Genomic DNA, 16,356 nt, shown 5'->3' on the forward strand with positions numbered 1-16,356 from the left:
CAGTACAAATGACCTACCAGGAAGCCGTCACCGAACTCGAGCAGATACTGGCTCAACTGCAAGAGGTGCCCTCCGACATTGACCAACTCCACGCGCGCATTGCCCGGGCGGAATCCCTCCTTGCCGCCTGCCGCGGAAAACTACGCGGAGTCGAGGAACAACTCTCCGACCTCCAGCGTACCGCCGAAGAGTAGTTAAGGCTGACAGCTTTTGCCAATCTATCTACGTCCCAGAACGTATAACACATGAAGATCGTCCTCGTCACCGGTGCCACCGCCGGAATTGGTTTTGCGACTGCTGCCAACCTGGCGGGGCGGGGCTACACCGTGATCCTTCACGGTCGGACGGTGGCGAAAGTGAACGCCGCCTGCCAACGACTGCTAGAGGAGCAACCCACCGCCAAGTTGGGAAGCGTCTACGGTGACCTGGCGGTACTGGCGGACATCGACCGGATGGCCCGGGAAGTCATAGCCGAGTACCCCCGCCTGGATGTCCTCATCAATAATGCCGGAGTCTGGAACTCCGCTTTTGAGCTCAATAAGGAAGGGCACGAAGTCACCTTTGCCGTGAACCACCTCGCCCACGTTTACCTCAGCCATAAACTGATGCCCCTGCTTTTAGCCTCCGCCGAACCCCGCATCATTTGTGTAGGGTCGGATAGCCACAAGCAGGTGAAGGGAATGGCCTTCGACGACCTGAACCTGACGGGGAATTACCACGGTCTGCGGTCCTACGCCCAGAGTAAGTTGGCCAACGTGCTGTTCTGCTACGAATACGAACGGCGGCGGCCCGACCCGACTTACCCGGCCATCTTCAACGTCCAGCCCGGACTGGTGCAGACGGATATTGGTTTGAAGGGAAATACTTGGCTCCACCGCCTCGCCTGGCGCGTCCGCCGGCAAATGAGTGGCCACAAGACGCCGGAGGAAGGGGCGGCCACCAGTATCTACCTCGCCACCGAACCGGGCGTACAGGAGCAGTCCGGCCTTTACTGGGACGATTGTTCGCCAAAGAAATCCTACAGCAGTTCTTACAGCCGGGATGAGGCGCGCATCCTCTGGCAGGTGACGGAGGAAATGCTGGGGATTGACTTCTTTTCGGTGCCTCCAGCAAATTAGCCTCCGAGTTCCAACGTTAGTGTTCCCTGACTAAACTGATCGCCATGAAATCCCTTTCCCCATTCTTATTTCTCTTCGGTTTTGTCCTCCTGCTTTCCGCCTGCGGTGGGAATGAAGAGGTGGCTACGGTCGATCCGGCCCCGGTTCAACCTACGGACTCGGCACCCGCGGCGGCGCCCGCATCCAAAGGAAGGATCGTTTGGGTAGACGGACTCAGCCTGCGCGAATCCCCCTCACTGACGGCCAAGCGCGTCGCCAAAATGAAGAACGGCGAAGTAGTAAAACTGACCGGACAGAAAAGTGACGAAAACGAAAATGCCGTCCTCCGCGGCGTACTTTACAGCGAACCCTGGTACGAACTGACAACCGAGGACGGCAAACAGGGCTGGGCCCACGGCGGCGGCCTTAAAGGAAACCGCGAGGTAAAGGGCAACCGGCCGCTGACGGACACTAAATTCAACTTCCCCTACTTCGGAGAATTTGACCTGAGCGGCTGGAAAAAGACCGGCCCCACGTCGACCTCGGCGGGTGACTTCGATTATACCACGACTACCTACGTCGGTGACGGGCAACGACTTAGCATCACTACCACGGGAACCGAGAGCGGGAGCGAGTACGGGTACAATTTTGACTACCTTCTGCAGAATTCCCGGGGTGACACCCTGAAAACCCGCTACTTCAGCTACAATAATGACATCCGCGAAATTGAAGAAGTGGTGGTGGATTACATGGGCGCCGAACCCACCCAACACCGCCGGACGCAGTCGGTATCGACGGCGTACCAGCAACTGAAAGGCTACCCGCTGATGGCCCGTGGGGAATGGAAAAGCCAGCCCCTCAGCGAAGTCGGAAAGGAAGACTTTGAGATTTAAGGTTCAACCTTTTACGGCGGCCAACCGTAATTGCTGGCATGTCTGATTACTCCAATTACCAACTGCTGACCGCGGTGAAAAACCGTGATGCACGGCTCGTTGCCACCATTTTGCAGCAGACCCCCAGCCTCGCCGACCAACCGGATGAACGAGGTTTTCTCCCGATTGTCCTGGCGAGTTATGCGGGGGATTTACCCACCACCAAAGCACTGATAGATGGCGGGGCGGACGTCAACGCCAACCTTGGGACGGGCACCGCGCTCATGGGTGTAGCCTTCAAAGGGAACGAAGAGCTCGTCCGGTTTTTGCTGGAAAATGGAGCGGATAAAACGGCTACTAATCAGGCCGGGCAAACGGCGGCTGCGTTTGCGGCGATGGGCGGTCACCATGCTCTGGCGGATTTGCTGAGTTGAGCGTAGAAACGTTTACTAAAAAAAATAGCCCGCGATCTGCCCTAATCTAAGACTAGGATTGATCACGGGCTATTACGTTTGTACACTGCGCGTTGCGGCTACAATGCTTGATTAGGACGGTAGCTTATTGAGGCTTAAAGTAAGGGTCTACTTCATCCCCTTCGCCGCCCAGAAGATGCCGCCGTAGAGGTGCTCCAGGAAGTCGGTGTCCTCAAATACCGCGGGGACGTGGCCGAGGTTGGTATACCAGCTGCGGCCGCCGTCGTATTCGCGGTACCAGCTGATGGGGTGGAAGTCGCCGTGGCCCTTGGCTACTTTGCCGGGGCCCCAATTGGCGTTGATGTCGTAGGTCGATTCATCCACCGTGAGCAGGTAGTTGAAGCCTGGCTTCTTGCTGCCGTCGAGGTATTCGTAGTATTCATCCGTCCACATTTTGCGTTCGGGCCAGCCGGAAAGGCCGGGGAAGTCGTTGTCGTGCACGTCGAGCATGGCCGTTTGTACGTGGGGGTGGATGTAAAACATGTGGCCCACCATATCGGTGTACCATTTCCAGTCGTACTCCGTATCTGCCGCGGCGTGAACGCCCACCCAACCCTTGCCGGACTGAATGAATTTTTCGATGGCCGCTTGCTCGGAATCCTCGAACACGTCGCCGGTCGTATTGACCATGATGAGCACGTCGAAGCCGGAGAGTTGGTCCTCGGTGATCGGCATCGCCTTTTGCTTCAGGGTGAGCTGGAAGTCGTGACGAGTCGCCAATTTTTCGAGGGCCGGGACGGCGTTGAAGGTGGACTCGTGTTGCCAACCGTTGGTCTGTACGACGAGGAGGGCCTTAAACTGTTGGGCGCTCAGGGAGCCGGACAGGAGCATTACGCTCAGGCAAGTGAGGAAGGGAAGGGTAAGAAAACGCATGATCGATTTTTGTGGGGTAGGATAGGAGGCGGGCTTTCATTGCCCGTAAAATAAAGCGGAGCACCCGACGCCAGGCCGGATGCTCCGCCATAGAAGTGCTTTAGAGCTTCGTCCACTTCTCGTTACCGCGGGAGTTTTCGACGACCTTTTCGACGAAGATCATTCCACGGAGGCCATCCTCGATGGATGGGAAGTCTTTGCTCAGTTCGTCGGGCTCGGTGCCTTCGAGGCGGGCGCGGACGCAGGTGGCGAAGTTCTTGTAGATATTGGCGAAGGCTTCCAGGTAGCCTTCCGGGTGGCCGGCGGGTACGCGTTGGGCGGCCGTGGCGGCGTCGGAGAGGGAGCCCACACCGGTTCGGTAGTGAACGGTGGGCCCTTCCAGTGATTTTACCTGGAGGGTATTGGGCTCCTGCTGGTGCCATTCCAACCCGCCGGTCTCTCCCCAGATGCGGATGTTGAGGCCATTTTCTTCACCGACAGCAATCTGGGAGCAGTGGAGAACGCCCTTTGCGCCACCTTCCAAGCGGAGGAGGATGTTGGCGTCGTCGTCCAAACGCCGACCTTCCACGAAGGAAGTGAGTTCGGCGCAGACCTCGGTGATCTTGAGGCCGGTGATGTATTCGGCCAGGTTTTCGGCGTGGGTACCGATGTCTCCCATGGCGCCGCCCATGCCAGATTTGGCGGGGTCCACGCGCCAGGAGGCTTGTTTTTGGTCGGTGTCCTCCACCTTCGTGGCGAGCCAACCCTGGGGGTATTCAACGACGACCTTACGGACCTTGCCGATATCACCGTTCTCTACCATCACCCGGGCCTGTTTTACCATTGGGTAGCCCGTGTAGTTGTGGGTGAGGGCAAAGATGAGGCCGGTCTCTTCCACCAATTTCTTCAGGATCTGGGCCTCCTCCACGTTGAAGGTGACGGGCTTGTCGCAAACCACGTGGAAGCCGTTCTCAAGGGCCATCTTGGCGGGGCCGAAGTGGACGTGGTTGGGGGTGACGATGGAAACGAAATCCATCCGTTCGCCTTCAGGAAGTTCTTTTTCTTTCGTGATCATTTCCTCGTAGCTGCCGTACACACGGTCGGCTGGGAGGAAAAAATCTTCGCCGGAAAGCCGGCTCTTTTCGGGATTGGAGCTGAAGGCGCCACAGACTAATTCGATCTGCTGGTCAATGGCTGCAGCAATGCGATGGACACCACCGATAAAGGCACCGCGGCCGCCTCCGACCATGCCCATTCTTATCTTACGAGACATATAATTTGGGTTGAACTTTAAGTCCGCTATGATACGAATACTTGGTCAGTATCGCCCATTTTAAGTGTCAGGATGTGAGGTGGCAGAATCAAACACCGGCCAACACAACGGCGCGAGCAGCACAACGAATCTCGCTGCATAACGAACATCTACTTAACCTTTTACGCTCTATTAGTACAGGTTGAATGATTAAAACCTGCCGGTTGCACTCGTTTGCAGCCTATTCCGAATTATTTAAATTTCAAGATAAAATGAGTAACCAAAGTAACCAAGTAAGTCTCCTTAACAAACTGATCACCACCCTCTACGACGGAGAAAACGGCTACAAGGAAGCCGCCGAAGAAGTAAGCAATACCGCACTTAAGACGCGCTTCCTGAATCTATCCCAGCAGCGTTATGATTTCGGTCACGATATCAAGCCTTTCATCAAGTCGCTCGGCGGTGAAGTCGATAAAGGTGGCAGTGTCGCCGCCAGCCTCCACCGCGTGTGGATGGACCTGAAAACAGCCGTATCCAGCCAGGATGAAGAATCGATCCTCAACGAAATTATCCGTGGCGAAGAGAGCGCCGTGGATACTTACCGTGAAGTACTCGCAGACGCCGATTTCCCGGTAACGGCACGTACTACGGTAAGCACGCAGCTCTCGAAAATTGAAAGCGTGCTCGCTGACATGCGAAAGCTCGAGTCCGTAGCCTAAGGCCAATTATCCCACGATACGGAAAGCCATTCACCCCCCAGTGAATGGCTTTCTTAGTTTATGGAGCCACCGGATAACTTGAATTCGTAGAGATCAAATTATCAAATTGCCCACGTTATCTTCGTGGCCCACCAGTCATCTTTCCCGTGTCCGACCGCGCCATATTGTTAATCCACTGCCCCGACCGGCCAGGTCTGGTGGCACTCGTCACTGAGTTCGTCCATCAAAACCAGGGGAATATCCTGAATCTGGACCAGCACGTGGACCGCGATCTGGCCCATTTCTTCATGCGGATCGAATGGGAATTGGAAGGCTTCACCATCCCCCGCGATAAGATCGATGAGTTCTTCGCTACCCTGATCGGAACCCAGCACGGCATGACCTGGCAATTGCACTTTACGGATCGAAAACCACGCATGGCGCTGTTCGTCAGTAAGGCCAGCCACTGCCTCTACGATATCCTACAACGCTACGCCATCGGCGAATTCGAGTGCGAAATTCCGGTTATCGTCAGCAACCACACGAGTTTAAAGGAAATTTCGGATCGCTTCGATATCCCCTTCGTGCACCTCCCCATCACTAAGGATACCAAGGCGGCGCAGGAAGCCACCACGAAGGAGCTGATGACGGAGCACGGCGTCGACTTCATCGTGCTGGCCCGTTACATGCAAATTCTCTCCGACGACTTCTGCCGCACCTACGAACATCGGATCATCAACATCCACCACTCTTTTCTCCCCGCTTTCAAGGGCGCGCGCCCTTACCACAATGCTTTTAGCCGCGGCGTAAAGTTGATCGGCGCCACCTCCCACTACGTGACGGCGGACCTCGACGAAGGCCCCATCATCGCCCAGGACGTAGCGCGGGTGAGCCACCGCGATGGTATCAACGACCTCAAGCGCATGGGTAGGGACGTGGAAAAGCGGGTGCTGTCCACGGCTATTTACCTGCAACTGCAGCACCGTATTTTACCTTTTGGAAATCGGACGGTGGTTTTCAACTAACCACTGCTACCTTGCGCCCTCGCTACCTTCAAGATCCACTGTATGTTACAAGCCGCCGCGATTTCAAAAGCCTACGGAAAACTTCAGGTCCTGAAAGGAGTGGATCTATCCGTCGGGAAGGGCGAGATTGTCAGCATCGTAGGTAAATCAGGCGCGGGGAAATCTACCCTGCTTCATATTTTAGGTACGCTCGATCGCCCCGATAGTGGTACCCTTACCATTGGTGATCAGGAAGTATTCGGATTATCCGAAAAGGACCTGGCAACCTTTCGCAATCGGCAAATTGGCTTCGTTTTTCAGTTTCACCACTTATTGCCGGAATTCACGGCCCTGGAAAACGTCTGCCTACCCGCCTACATCGCAAAGACGGACGAAGCCGCTGCCCGCAAAAAAGGGCTAGAATTGCTCGACTACCTCGGCCTGAGTGATCGCGCGGACCACAAGCCCAACCAAATGAGCGGAGGTGAGCAACAGCGCGTAGCAGTCGCCCGCGCCCTCATCAATTCTCCCGCCATCGTGTACGCGGACGAGCCCAGCGGTAATCTCGATTCCGAATCATCGCAGGAACTACACGCCCTACTCTTCAAATTGCGCGACGACTTCGGTCAGTCTTTCATCATCGTTACCCACAACGAAGAACTGGCCGGCATCAGCGACCGCCGCCTCGAAATGAAGGATGGTTTGCTCGTGGGATAACTCCGCATTGCATTTCGCTCGACAGCATCTACTAGGTGGCGCTGCCGCAGGTGCCCAAAAATAGGAAACGCACAATGGACCACACTTGAGTCTAGGACAGGATCTCCCGTGCTAAAGCCTTCGCGCTACGTGCCGCCCCGTCCATATAGCCCGGATATTGATTAGCCGTTTCACTACCGCCGATCAGCAGCCGACCATCCCACTGCGGTTGGCGAAAAATGGCCACACCATTATTCTGGTGGGGAGCTACGTAGTCGGAGTAGAGGAGGAAAGTGAAGGGCTCCTCCCGCCACACGGTATCGTGGTATTCGGTATAGGTATCCACTACCGGCCCGTAGTAAGACCGAAGTTGGTCCAGGACTAAACTTTTTCGTTCAGCCTGAGGGAGCGCGTGGTAGCGCCCGTCAATGAAACCCTTCAGCGCGTACCCCGACTGTGGGTGGGCGGAGTGATCGTAAAGTTCCGTCACCGGTCCTGCGTTACTGAAAACAGTACCGCCGGGCTGGCCTTCCGCCAACCAAAAGGGAGTAGCGTACCGAATACCTACTTTGATGGACTCCCCCATCCAGGTGTGCGTCCGGTTGGCTGTTGTGAGGAGATCATCACTTAGCGCGGGATTGAATTTAATGCTGTTGATCAGCAGGTAGGGTGGGAGGGTGGTCACTACCCATTGGGCGAGGTACGTCCCTTGGTTGGTAACTACACTCACACCGTTTGCTTGCTTCTCAATACTCCTGACGGGTTCGCCGTAGCGCACACTGGAACTCACCCGTTTTGCAAGGGTATCAATTAGGTGCCCCGAACCGCCTCCGATGCGGTAGCTGGGATCATCGTTTGCGGGTAGCCTTACGATTTGCGCCGGTGCCTGAGCATCGAGTTGGTAGATGGCGGTGGGGCCGGTACGTTGTTCAAAGCTTTGGATGTCTAGCTCCTGTAGTAGCTGAACCAGCCCACTGTGTTTCTTTCCAAACCAGGTGGCGCCCATTTCCAAGCCAGCTCCGTTCTCGTCCCGGAGGGTGCGGATCCGGCCACCGGGCGCGGGCCTTGCTTCGAGGGTTAGTACGGATTTTCCTGCCTCAATCAATAGTTTGGTCAGGTAGAGGCCGGTCAGTCCAGCACCGACGACGATCACGTCAAAACTTGGTTGCTTCATTAGCGTGAGGACAAGTCGACCGGGCGTAAAGATTTGTTAGAAGCGGACGCTTCGTCCCCTTTATTCCCAATTTATTCGCACCTGCGGCAGCGCCACCTAGTAAGGATAACAATGAGTTAGAGTGTACTGGTTAGATTCAATCTGCACGCAGCATCTCTACGACCTCTTCCGCGAGGCCCGCGCGGGTGCTGCGGCTGATTTGGACGCGTTTAACCGGCGCATCGGCGGCCTTGGCGAAAGCGGCCCACACGTGGTAGTTGCCGAGTTGGTCTTGCTCGCAATAGACGCCGAGTGGGAGGGAGCAGCCACCCTCCAACATGTTGAGGACGGAGCGCTCAACGTTGGTACATTCTCCAACCGTGACGTGGTGGAGCGGGGCCAGGAGTTTTCTGGTTTTCAGGTCTTCCTTGCGGGTCTGGATGGCCATGACACCCTGCCCGGGGGCAGGGACGAACTCCCGCGGATTTGGGCGGATGACGACCATATCGGAAAGGTCCAATTCGAGGCGTTCCAGACCCGCAGCGGCGAGCATGACGGCGTCGAGTTCGCCGGTGCGCGCCTTCTCGAGACGGGTGGGTACGTTGCCCCGAATATCAACCGGAACGAGACCGGGGTGGAGATCAATCAACTGGGCTTTGCGACGATTGGAACTGGTACCGATTGTAGCGCCATCGGCAAGTTGAAAGGGTTTGCCCGGCACGGCCTTGGCCTTGTTGACGATGATGACGTCATTAACGCTGGCCCGGTAGGAAAGGGCCGCAAAAGTGAGGCCTTCCACATGGTCCGTCGGCATATCCTTCAGGCTGTGGACAGCCAGGTCCACGGTTCCGTCGAGTAACTTGTCTTCGATCTCTTTGGTGAAAAAGCCTTTGCCCTCCAACTTGTCGAAACCGAGGTGTTGGACCCGATCTCCCTGAGTTTTGATGATGTTCAACTCGGATTCAATGCCCAATTCCTTGAGTTGGTCCTGGACGAAATGGGCCTGCCAGAGGGCAAGGCGGGAGCCGCGGGTTCCGATGATCATAGTATGCACTGCTGTAAGGGTAAAGAATGGGAGGGCCGCCCGGGTAGGGCCGGGTAAGAACGGCTAAAATTCGGCCGTCTTCGGGGCGCGTGGGAAAGGAATCACGTCGCGAATGTTGCCCATACCCGTGATGTACAGAACCATTCGTTCGAAGCCGAGGCCGAAACCGGCGTGGGGGCAACCGCCGAAGGTGCGCAATTGCAGGTACCAGCTTAACTCATCTTCGTGGACGTCCATTTCCTTCATCCGGCGGCGGAGCACGTCTTCGCGCTCTTCCCGCTGGGAGCCACCGACGACCTCGCCGATGTAGGGGAAGAGAATGTCCATGGCGGCGACGGTTTTCTCGTCGTCGTTGAGGCGCATGTAGAAAGCCTTGAAGCCCTTCGGGTAATCGCGGACGATGACCGGCTTTTTGAAGTGCTTTTCCACGAGCCAGCGTTCGTGTTCGGCCTGGAGATCGGTACCCCATTCGACGGGGAACTCAAACTTCTTTTTCTTGTACGGCTTACTGCGCTGGATGAGGTTGATCGCCTCCGTGTAGGTGATGCGAGCGAAGTCGTCCTTGACGGTGAACTCCAGCATTTCGATGAGGCCCATTGGGCGGCGGAGCTCGGCCTTCATGTTCTTCTCGGCCTGCTTGATGCGGGCGTCAAGGAATTCAAGGTCGGCCCGGTAGTGCTCCAGGCAGTAGTTGATGAGGTACTTAAGGAAGTCCTCGGCCAGGTCCATGTCGTTATCGATATCGGCGAAGGCGATCTCTGGCTCGATCATCCAAAATTCCGAGAGGTGGCGCGTGGTGTGGCTATTCTCCGCCCGGAAGGTGGGGCCGAAGGTGTAGACTTTACCCATGGCCAGTGCACCGATCTCCGCCTGAAGCTGGCCGGAAACGGTGAGGTGGGTACCCTTGCCGAAGAAGTCCTGGCTGTAGTCCACGGCGCCTTCTTCCGTCCGTGGAGGATCGTTCGGGTCCAGGGTGGTTACGCGAAACATTTCTCCCGCTCCTTCGGCGTCGTTGCCTGTAATAATGGGAGTGTGGAGGTAGTAAAAGTTCCGGTCGTTGAAGTACTTGTTGACGGCAAATGCGACGGCGTGGCGCAGCCGAAAGACGGCACTCATCGTGTTCGTCCGCATCCGGAACTGGGCGTTCTCCCGGAGGAATTCCATCGTCTGGCTCTTCGCCTGGAGGGGGTAGGTGCTGAGGTCGGTCTTGCCGAAGATCTCAATCTTTTCCGCGGACACCTCTACGGATTGGCCGCTGCCCTGGCTCTCCACCAAGGTGCCGGTGACGCCCACGCAGGCGTGAAAACCGATGGCGCGTACCGTCTCTTCGTCAAACTTTTCACCGTCCACAACGACCTGCAAGGTCTCCGGCCCGGACCCGTCGCCGAGGACCATAAACCGGTTCCCCCGCCACGCCCGTACCCACCCCATTACGGTGACGGTTTCTCCAATCGTAGGGGCTGCGAGCAAGGTTTTGATTTCTTGGCGGTGGATCATTTTGGGGGAGATTAACGATTAGTTTGGGTCGTTAGGCGTCTCGCGAGATATAACGGATTTCTAGGGTAATTCGCCGATCGATGAGGTGAACGAATAGGTAGGGTCGTTCGGCGTGCGGCAAGATTAACGAATAGTTAGGGTCGTTCGGCGTCTCGCGAGATATAACGGATTTCTAGGGTAATTCGCCGATCGATGAGTTGAACGAATAGGTAGGGTCGTTCGGCGTGCGGCAAGATTAACGAATAGTTAGGGTCGTTCGACGTGTGGAAAGATTAACGAAAACCTAGGGTCGTTCGGCCTGCGGCCTCCTTGACCCTAGGCTAACTTGCTTCTCCCTCCGGGAGAATGAGGCTTTGAAAAGTTGTAATTTTGTAAAATGTCATACTTTTTGTTTATTTTTGTGGTGATACAGCAGCATAGAGATTTTATAACATACTTTCAATGGCCCAGTCATTTGCACGCGTAGTGCTACACACGACCTTTTCAACTAAGTACCGAGAGAAATCAATTTCACCACTCGTGGAAGAGAGACTTTTAAAATACATGCGTAAAACGTTGATGAATCTGGGATCCGACGTCATCGAAATCAATTCGGCGTTAGACCACGTGCATATTGTTCATACGTTGCCTCGGACAATTTCAATCTCGGATCTTCTTAGACAATTGAAAGGGCATTCGAGCGCCTTTCTCTCTAAAGAATTTCCGGATACACACGAAGAGTTTGCTTGGCAAACGGGCTTTGCTACCTTTTCGGCGGATTACCGTTTCTTGGACGATTTGATTGCCTACGTACGCAATCAAAAAAGCCATCATCGGGTACGAACTTTCATCGAAGAGTACGGTAAACTGCTAACTAATTGGGGGTTCACTTTTAATCCTAAGTATGTTTTTCCATCCCGTCGAACTGACCACCGCGCCTGATCTGTCAGAATAACTGTCCCGGAGGGACAGGCAGGTTAGCCCGGGGTCAAGGAGACCGAAGGTCGAACGACCCCGGGTTTTCGTTGATTACCCCGGGAATTTGATCCATTCATCAAATTCCAAACGACCCCGGGTTTTCGTTAATTACCCCGAGAATTTGATCCATTCACCAAATTCCAAACGACCCCGGGTTTTCGTTAATTACCACGGGAATTTGATCCATTCACCAAATTCCAAACGACCCCGGGTTTTCGTTAATTACCCCGGGAATTTGATCCATTCACCAAATTTGTAAACGCCCCCGAGTTTTCGTTGATTACCCCGAATGCTCATTAACTACCTCAAAGAATTACCTAAACCAACCCCTTCCGCCGCCCCGAAGCCAAATCCACCATCCGGCCACCATTACGCGAAACGTGGTATTGAATGATCCGCGCCGTATCCGGGTGGGTGGGGAAGCACTTCACACTATCCACGATGGAGTCGATGTTGTGGGCCTCGTCCTTGCTCACGTAGGTGAAGCCCTGGTATTTACCATCCTTCACCAGGATGGCGGCCTCTTCGTCGTGGGTACGGCCGCGGTCGAACAATAGGAAGTCGTAGTCAAATACGTTGCGGAGGTGAAGGCGGGCGGCTTCGGCCCGTTCGTTGTAGGCCGCTGAATCTTCCTGGCCGACGCAGGCACCTTTACACTGCTTGAGGTGGAAGTAAAAACAGGCGGATGTCCCCGTACTCAGTTTGGTGTGGATGCCGCAGAGGTCCAAATGTTTGCGGACAAAGTTCAGCCGGCCTTTCGCGCGGGAGAGGGTGGGGAACTCACTGATGACGTCTTCCTCTTTACGGACCTGAGCGGTATTCTTCACGATGTCGAAACAGCGGTATCCATCCTTACTCACTTTGGAGATGATGGCGTAAGGGAATTTCGTCCGCCGGGCAGCCCTATTGATGGTAGGCTGGAGCCGTTTGATCTCCTCGCTTTCGTGGAGGAGGGCCACGAGTTCGGAGCCCGTCAGTTCGTAGGTGATGTCCGCCACCTGCTTGGCGATCATCTTGCCTTTCGCCGTCCGGTCGTTGAAGTGCTGGGCGGCCCGGCTACGGATATTTTTACTTTTACCCACGTAGATCACCCGCCCCGTCGTGTCGTGGAAGTAGTAGACGCCACACTGGTCCGGCAGCTCGGTGATCTGCTCCAGTTTGATGTTGTCGGGCAGCTTCGTCGCGCTGATGCCGTGGTTGACGATCGACTTGATCTCCGCATCGGAGTTTGGCCCGATCAAGTTCATTTTCAGCAACTCCGTCGTGGCCATCGCGTCGGCGAAGGCCCGGTGGTGATTGTCGAGGCGGATGCCGAAGTGTTTGGTCAGATTACCCAGGCTGTAGCTGCGGAGGCCTGGGTAGGTCTTCCGCGTCAGCCGCACGGTGCAGAGTTGCTTGCGCATGTAGGTGAAGCCCAGCCGCCGGAACTCCTCCCGGATGAAGTCGTAATCAAACCGGCTATTATGGGCCACGAAGATTCGGCCCTCGGTAATTTCGACGATCTTTTTAGCGACCTCACAAAATTTTGGGGCACTGGCTACCATTTCCATGGTGATGCCCGTTAGCTCAGTAATGCCCGCCGGAATACGCCGCTCCGGGTTCACCAGCGTTTGGTAGGTATCAATTACCTTTTCACCGTCAAATATGACGATGCCTACCTCGGTCACGCGGTCGCGGCTGGCACGGCCGCCCGTCGTTTCCACGTCGATAATGGCGTATTCCTTCTTTTTCATACCTCTTTGAGCGAAAGCACTGAGCGGGGACAAAACTACCTTCCCGACGGCGCTGAATAATGCACTAATCTATATCCATGGGCAAAGTAACAATAATTTTGTGTCTATTCTTATCGTTTGCCGCAAATTGTAGCAATACCGTGCCGGCGTCAAAAGATACCGGGGCGCTGCCGCAGGTGCAAGGTAATGGACCGAGTACGCAAATTGGTAACAATGAGCTTCCGGACCCAACTCCCGTCGCCCACCCGTCAGCATTAGACTTTGATCGCTATCTGCCCCTCCTGACGGGTAAGCGCGTCGGCCTCGTCGTCAACCAAACCTCGACGGTGGGCAACGACCACCTCGTCGACGCCCTCCTGGCCCGGGAAGTGGACGTCAACATCATCTTCGCCCCCGAACACGGATTCCGGGGCGAAGCGGATGCCGGGGCCACCATCAAGGACGGGCTGGACGTGGCCACCAACCTACCCATCCGCTCTCTCTACGGCAAAAACAAGAAACCCTCCGCCGCGGACCTGGCAAACGTGGACGTGATCGTCTTTGATATTCAGGACGTCGGCGCCCGCTTCTATACCTATATATCTACGTTACTCTACGTGATGGAATCGGCCGCCCGCTACGGGAAGGAGGTGATCGTACTCGACCGGCCCAATCCCAATGGTCTACTGGTGGACGGGCCCATCCTCGATCCCGAATTTTCTTCCTTCGTTGGCGTGGCACCCATCCCCGTAGCCCACGGGCTGACGGTGGGGGAGTTCGCGCTGATGGCTAACGGCGAAGGCTGGATGGGGGAGGGCCTGCGGGCATCTCTGACGGTTATTCCCATGCTGAATTACGACCACGCCCAGACCTACGAACTCCCCATTGCGCCCAGCCCCAATCTGCCGAATCAGCGTAGCATTTACCTCTATCCCCACCTCTGCTTTTTTGAGGGGACGGCCCTCAGCGTTGGCCGGGGAACGTTGAAGCAATTCCAGGTCTACGGCCACCCCAACCTGACTTACGGAGACATCCGCTTCACGCCGACGCCAGGACCGGGCAGCAGCAATCCTAAATTGAAGGGTCAACTCAGCCGGGGGGAGGACCTGAGCACAATCCCTACCGAGCAACTGGCGGGGCTGACCCAGCTTAACCTTAATTACCTCATCCGCGCCCACGCCGACCTGGAATCCCAGGGTATCACCTTTTTCACCCGTCCGGATTTCTTTGATTTACTGGCCGGTACGGATCAATTGAGGTTGGCGATCAGCAACGGACAGACGGAACAACAAATCCGCTCGGCTTGGTCCGATGATTTGAGGGCGTTCCGGGAGCTGCGGAGCCGGTACCTTTTGTACCCTTAATATGGCACCTGCGGCAGCGCCGAATTGGGAGCGTTGATACCACTATGTTGGCTAATCACCGAAGTTGTTTTCGGGAAGAAGGCAAGGAAGGCAAAGAGGAATAGGAAGCGCGGCTGCTACGCGTCTTTCTATGTGACACTTATTTGTTTCGCAAAGAAGTTTAGGACGGAAGAGAAGGATAAGAAGGACGCCGCTTATCTGTCTACCTCCACCCTGTATATTTCATGTTTTTACGCTTTCGCATCACAGCTAGAGTAATGCTTCACTTGAAGCGGATGGCTTTTACCGGGTCGACCTTTGTTACTAAGTAGGAGGGAATGACGAGGAAGAGCAGGGTGATGACGAAAGTGCCCACATTTAGGCCGATGATCATCAGCCAATCGATTTTGATGGGGGCGATGGAGAGGTAGTAGCTCTCTTCGTCGAGGTGGACGATGCCGAACGTGTCCTGCAACCAGCACAGTAGCAGGCCGAAGCCGTTGCCGAACAGCAGCCCAGCGCCGATGATGAAGCCGGCGTAATAGAGGAAGATCTGGCGGATACTCCAGTTGGTCTGGCCGAGCGCCTTGAGGGTGCCAATCATGTTGGTGCGCTCGAGAATCAGAATGAGCAGGGCCGTGACCATGTTGATGATCGCTACGAAAACCATCAGGATGAGGATCATCGCCATGGTGTAATCCTGTACCTCCAGCCAATTGAAAAGCTCACTTAGTTTGTTGCGAATATTGTCCGCGTATAGCTCCTGCGGGAGGATGTTGTAGTGGATGTAATCGTTAAAAATATCCATGTCCTCGATGTTGTCGAGGATGACTTCGAAGCCACCGATCTCTCCCTCCTTCCAACCGAGGAGGGCGCGGGGGTGGCGGATATCCACGAGGGCAAACTGGCGGTCAAATTCCTCGAGGCCCGTTTTGTAGATGCCCGTAACCTTGAAGGCGCGGGGGCGCTCTTCCCCTCCGCTGCCGATGAAGGCGAAATCCATCCGGTCACCCAGGCCTACCCGCAGGCGCTCGGCCGTGATGCTGCTGATGACGATGCCCCGGTTGATGGAGTCCGGCTCCGCGATGAGGGGTTCCCCCTCCACGAGGTACTGGCCGAAGGTGGGCCAATCGTAATCGCCGGCGATACCCTTCAGCACAAGGGCCTCCTGCGTGGCGTACCGCTCCCCTTCGGGGTAGACGGACACGATGCCGGGCAGGACGATGAATTGCTGAATGTGCTTTACGCCCCCCTGTGAAACCTGGGGCTCACTGTCGTTCAGGCCCAGGCCGGTGCCAAATCCAGCGAGGGTGACCTGTCCGATCGTATCCAGCGAAGGGTAGAAATCCTGGTCCGCCGAAATGGGGTAGTTATAGCTGTCGAAAATACCGTAGCTGGCCATGTCGTCCGTAATGTGGACGTGGCCCCAGAAGCCGAAGATCTTGTCGGAGATCTCGTACTTGAACCCCGCGATGAGTGCGCTGGCGATCACCATGGTGGCCATCGAAATGGCAACGGCCGCCACCGCAATCCCGATGATGGTTCGGCTGACGGATTTGGTGCCACCTTTCGCGACTCCGCGGGCGAGGTAGAGGGGTAAATTCATTGGGGTAAAGGTAACGCGATCACCCGGCAACTAATTACGCCAGCAAGCGCGTTCCCAGGCATATATTTGCGCCCCCCCCTCACAAACCAAAAGCGGCAC

Annotated in this window: 16 protein-coding genes; 9 read left to right on the forward strand and 7 right to left on the reverse strand. The window is 55.8% G+C overall.

Annotated features, from left to right (window positions below):
• Positions 1 to 8: 8 nt before the first annotated feature.
• From xseB to A3850_RS11245, 4 genes are read left to right on the forward strand one after another with little or no spacing between them, the layout of a single operon-like run.
• Positions 9 to 194, forward strand: coding sequence for an exodeoxyribonuclease VII small subunit (xseB, locus tag A3850_RS11230; RefSeq protein WP_068216554.1), 186 nt, complete (start codon positions 9 to 11; stop codon positions 192 to 194).
• Between the two features lie 51 nt (positions 195 to 245).
• A complete protein-coding gene (locus A3850_RS11235) occupies positions 246 to 1,118 on the forward strand; it encodes an SDR family NAD(P)-dependent oxidoreductase (protein ID WP_068216556.1) in 873 nt (290 codons plus the stop codon).
• A 44-nt stretch (positions 1,119 to 1,162) separates the two neighbouring features.
• The gene (locus tag A3850_RS11240; protein WP_068216558.1) at positions 1,163 to 1,990 is read left to right on the forward strand and encodes an SH3 domain-containing protein; all 828 of its coding nucleotides are present in this window, start codon (positions 1,163 to 1,165) and stop codon (positions 1,988 to 1,990) included.
• 38 nt (positions 1,991 to 2,028) lie between these two features.
• Positions 2,029 to 2,403, forward strand: a complete 375-nt coding sequence (locus tag A3850_RS11245) for an ankyrin repeat domain-containing protein (protein ID WP_068216560.1) — start codon at positions 2,029 to 2,031, stop codon at positions 2,401 to 2,403.
• A gap of 147 nt (positions 2,404 to 2,550) precedes the next feature.
• Here A3850_RS11245 and A3850_RS11250 read toward each other — a convergent pair whose 3' ends face one another.
• Both A3850_RS11250 and A3850_RS11255 read right to left on the reverse strand, forming a co-directional pair.
• Positions 2,551 to 3,315: a ThuA domain-containing protein gene (locus A3850_RS11250; RefSeq protein ID WP_068216561.1), complete on the reverse strand. Its 765-nt coding sequence runs from the start codon at positions 3,313 to 3,315 to the stop codon at positions 2,551 to 2,553.
• Between the two features lie 100 nt (positions 3,316 to 3,415).
• Positions 3,416 to 4,567, reverse strand: coding sequence for a Gfo/Idh/MocA family protein (locus tag A3850_RS11255; RefSeq protein WP_076639943.1), 1,152 nt, complete (start codon positions 4,565 to 4,567; stop codon positions 3,416 to 3,418).
• A 251-nt stretch (positions 4,568 to 4,818) separates the two neighbouring features.
• Between A3850_RS11255 and A3850_RS11260 the strand changes: the two genes are divergently transcribed.
• From A3850_RS11260 to A3850_RS11270, 3 genes are all read left to right on the forward strand, one after another.
• Entirely contained in the window at positions 4,819 to 5,265 is a 447-nt protein-coding gene (locus tag A3850_RS11260) for a PA2169 family four-helix-bundle protein (RefSeq protein WP_068219702.1), read from the forward strand.
• Positions 5,266 to 5,411: 146 nt separating this feature from the next.
• Positions 5,412 to 6,269 (forward strand): formyltetrahydrofolate deformylase, encoded by an 858-nt coding sequence (purU, locus tag A3850_RS11265; RefSeq protein ID WP_068216564.1) that lies wholly within the window; start codon positions 5,412 to 5,414, stop codon positions 6,267 to 6,269.
• Between the two features lie 42 nt (positions 6,270 to 6,311).
• Entirely contained in the window at positions 6,312 to 6,965 is a 654-nt protein-coding gene (locus A3850_RS11270) for an ABC transporter ATP-binding protein (protein ID WP_068216565.1), read from the forward strand.
• Positions 6,966 to 7,056: 91 nt separating this feature from the next.
• Here A3850_RS11270 and A3850_RS11275 read toward each other — a convergent pair whose 3' ends face one another.
• From A3850_RS11275 to asnS, 3 genes are all read right to left on the reverse strand, one after another.
• Complete coding sequence (locus A3850_RS11275; protein WP_068216566.1) at positions 7,057 to 8,118, reverse strand: FAD-dependent oxidoreductase; 1,062 nt, start codon at positions 8,116 to 8,118, stop codon at positions 7,057 to 7,059.
• A 136-nt stretch (positions 8,119 to 8,254) separates the two neighbouring features.
• Entirely contained in the window at positions 8,255 to 9,142 is an 888-nt protein-coding gene (hemC, locus tag A3850_RS11280) for a hydroxymethylbilane synthase (RefSeq protein ID WP_068216567.1), read from the reverse strand.
• Positions 9,143 to 9,205: 63 nt separating this feature from the next.
• Positions 9,206 to 10,639 carry an asparagine--tRNA ligase gene (gene asnS, locus A3850_RS11285; RefSeq protein WP_197494039.1) on the reverse strand — a complete coding sequence of 478 codons (1,434 nt, stop codon included), beginning with the start codon at positions 10,637 to 10,639 and terminating at the stop codon, positions 9,206 to 9,208.
• Between the two features lie 441 nt (positions 10,640 to 11,080).
• On the opposite strand from asnS, the gene tnpA reads away from it, so the two are divergent.
• Positions 11,081 to 11,560, forward strand: a complete 480-nt coding sequence (gene tnpA / locus A3850_RS11290) for an IS200/IS605 family transposase (protein WP_068216568.1) — start codon at positions 11,081 to 11,083, stop codon at positions 11,558 to 11,560.
• 353 nt (positions 11,561 to 11,913) lie between these two features.
• Here the strand turns inward: tnpA and A3850_RS11295 are convergent, their stop codons facing one another.
• Complete coding sequence (locus A3850_RS11295; RefSeq protein WP_068216569.1) at positions 11,914 to 13,329, reverse strand: exonuclease domain-containing protein; 1,416 nt, start codon at positions 13,327 to 13,329, stop codon at positions 11,914 to 11,916.
• Positions 13,330 to 13,469: 140 nt separating this feature from the next.
• Here A3850_RS11295 and A3850_RS11300 point away from each other — a divergent pair, with 140 nt between their 5' ends.
• Positions 13,470 to 14,672 carry an exo-beta-N-acetylmuramidase NamZ domain-containing protein gene (locus A3850_RS11300; RefSeq protein WP_231915311.1) on the forward strand — a complete coding sequence of 401 codons (1,203 nt, stop codon included), beginning with the start codon at positions 13,470 to 13,472 and terminating at the stop codon, positions 14,670 to 14,672.
• A gap of 262 nt (positions 14,673 to 14,934) precedes the next feature.
• On the opposite strand, the gene A3850_RS11310 is transcribed toward A3850_RS11300, so the two are convergent.
• Positions 14,935 to 16,257, reverse strand: a complete 1,323-nt coding sequence (locus tag A3850_RS11310; protein ID WP_076639944.1) for an ABC transporter permease — start codon at positions 16,255 to 16,257, stop codon at positions 14,935 to 14,937.
• Between the last annotated feature and the right edge of the window lie 99 nt (positions 16,258 to 16,356).

Origin of the sequence: Lewinella sp. 4G2 (genome assembly GCF_001625015.1) — a bacterium.
Lineage (GTDB): Bacteria > Bacteroidota > Bacteroidia > Chitinophagales > Saprospiraceae > Neolewinella.

What these genes read in the sequence shown, in the direction of transcription:
- xseB (WP_068216554.1), top strand. Translation starts at nt 9, where the DNA reads ATGACCTACCAGGAAGCCGTCACCGAACTCGAGCAGATACTGGCTCAA.
- A3850_RS11235 (WP_068216556.1), top strand. Translation starts at nt 246, where the DNA reads ATGAAGATCGTCCTCGTCACCGGTGCCACCGCCGGAATTGGTTTTGCG.
- A3850_RS11240 (WP_068216558.1), top strand. Translation starts at nt 1,163, where the DNA reads ATGAAATCCCTTTCCCCATTCTTATTTCTCTTCGGTTTTGTCCTCCTG.
- A3850_RS11245 (WP_068216560.1), top strand. Translation starts at nt 2,029, where the DNA reads ATGTCTGATTACTCCAATTACCAACTGCTGACCGCGGTGAAAAACCGT.
- A3850_RS11250 (WP_068216561.1), bottom strand. Translation starts at nt 3,315, where the DNA reads ATGCGTTTTCTTACCCTTCCCTTCCTCACTTGCCTGAGCGTAATGCTC.
- A3850_RS11255 (WP_076639943.1), bottom strand. Translation starts at nt 4,567, where the DNA reads ATGTCTCGTAAGATAAGAATGGGCATGGTCGGAGGCGGCCGCGGTGCC.
- A3850_RS11260 (WP_068219702.1), top strand. Translation starts at nt 4,819, where the DNA reads ATGAGTAACCAAAGTAACCAAGTAAGTCTCCTTAACAAACTGATCACC.
- A3850_RS11270 (WP_068216565.1), top strand. Translation starts at nt 6,312, where the DNA reads ATGTTACAAGCCGCCGCGATTTCAAAAGCCTACGGAAAACTTCAGGTC.
- A3850_RS11275 (WP_068216566.1), bottom strand. Translation starts at nt 8,118, where the DNA reads ATGAAGCAACCAAGTTTTGACGTGATCGTCGTCGGTGCTGGACTGACC.
- hemC (WP_068216567.1), bottom strand. Translation starts at nt 9,142, where the DNA reads ATGATCATCGGAACCCGCGGCTCCCGCCTTGCCCTCTGGCAGGCCCAT.
- asnS (WP_197494039.1), bottom strand. Translation starts at nt 10,639, where the DNA reads ATGATCCACCGCCAAGAAATCAAAACCTTGCTCGCAGCCCCTACGATT.
- tnpA (WP_068216568.1), top strand. Translation starts at nt 11,081, where the DNA reads ATGGCCCAGTCATTTGCACGCGTAGTGCTACACACGACCTTTTCAACT.
- A3850_RS11295 (WP_068216569.1), bottom strand. Translation starts at nt 13,329, where the DNA reads ATGAAAAAGAAGGAATACGCCATTATCGACGTGGAAACGACGGGCGGC.
- A3850_RS11310 (WP_076639944.1), bottom strand. Translation starts at nt 16,257, where the DNA reads ATGAATTTACCCCTCTACCTCGCCCGCGGAGTCGCGAAAGGTGGCACC.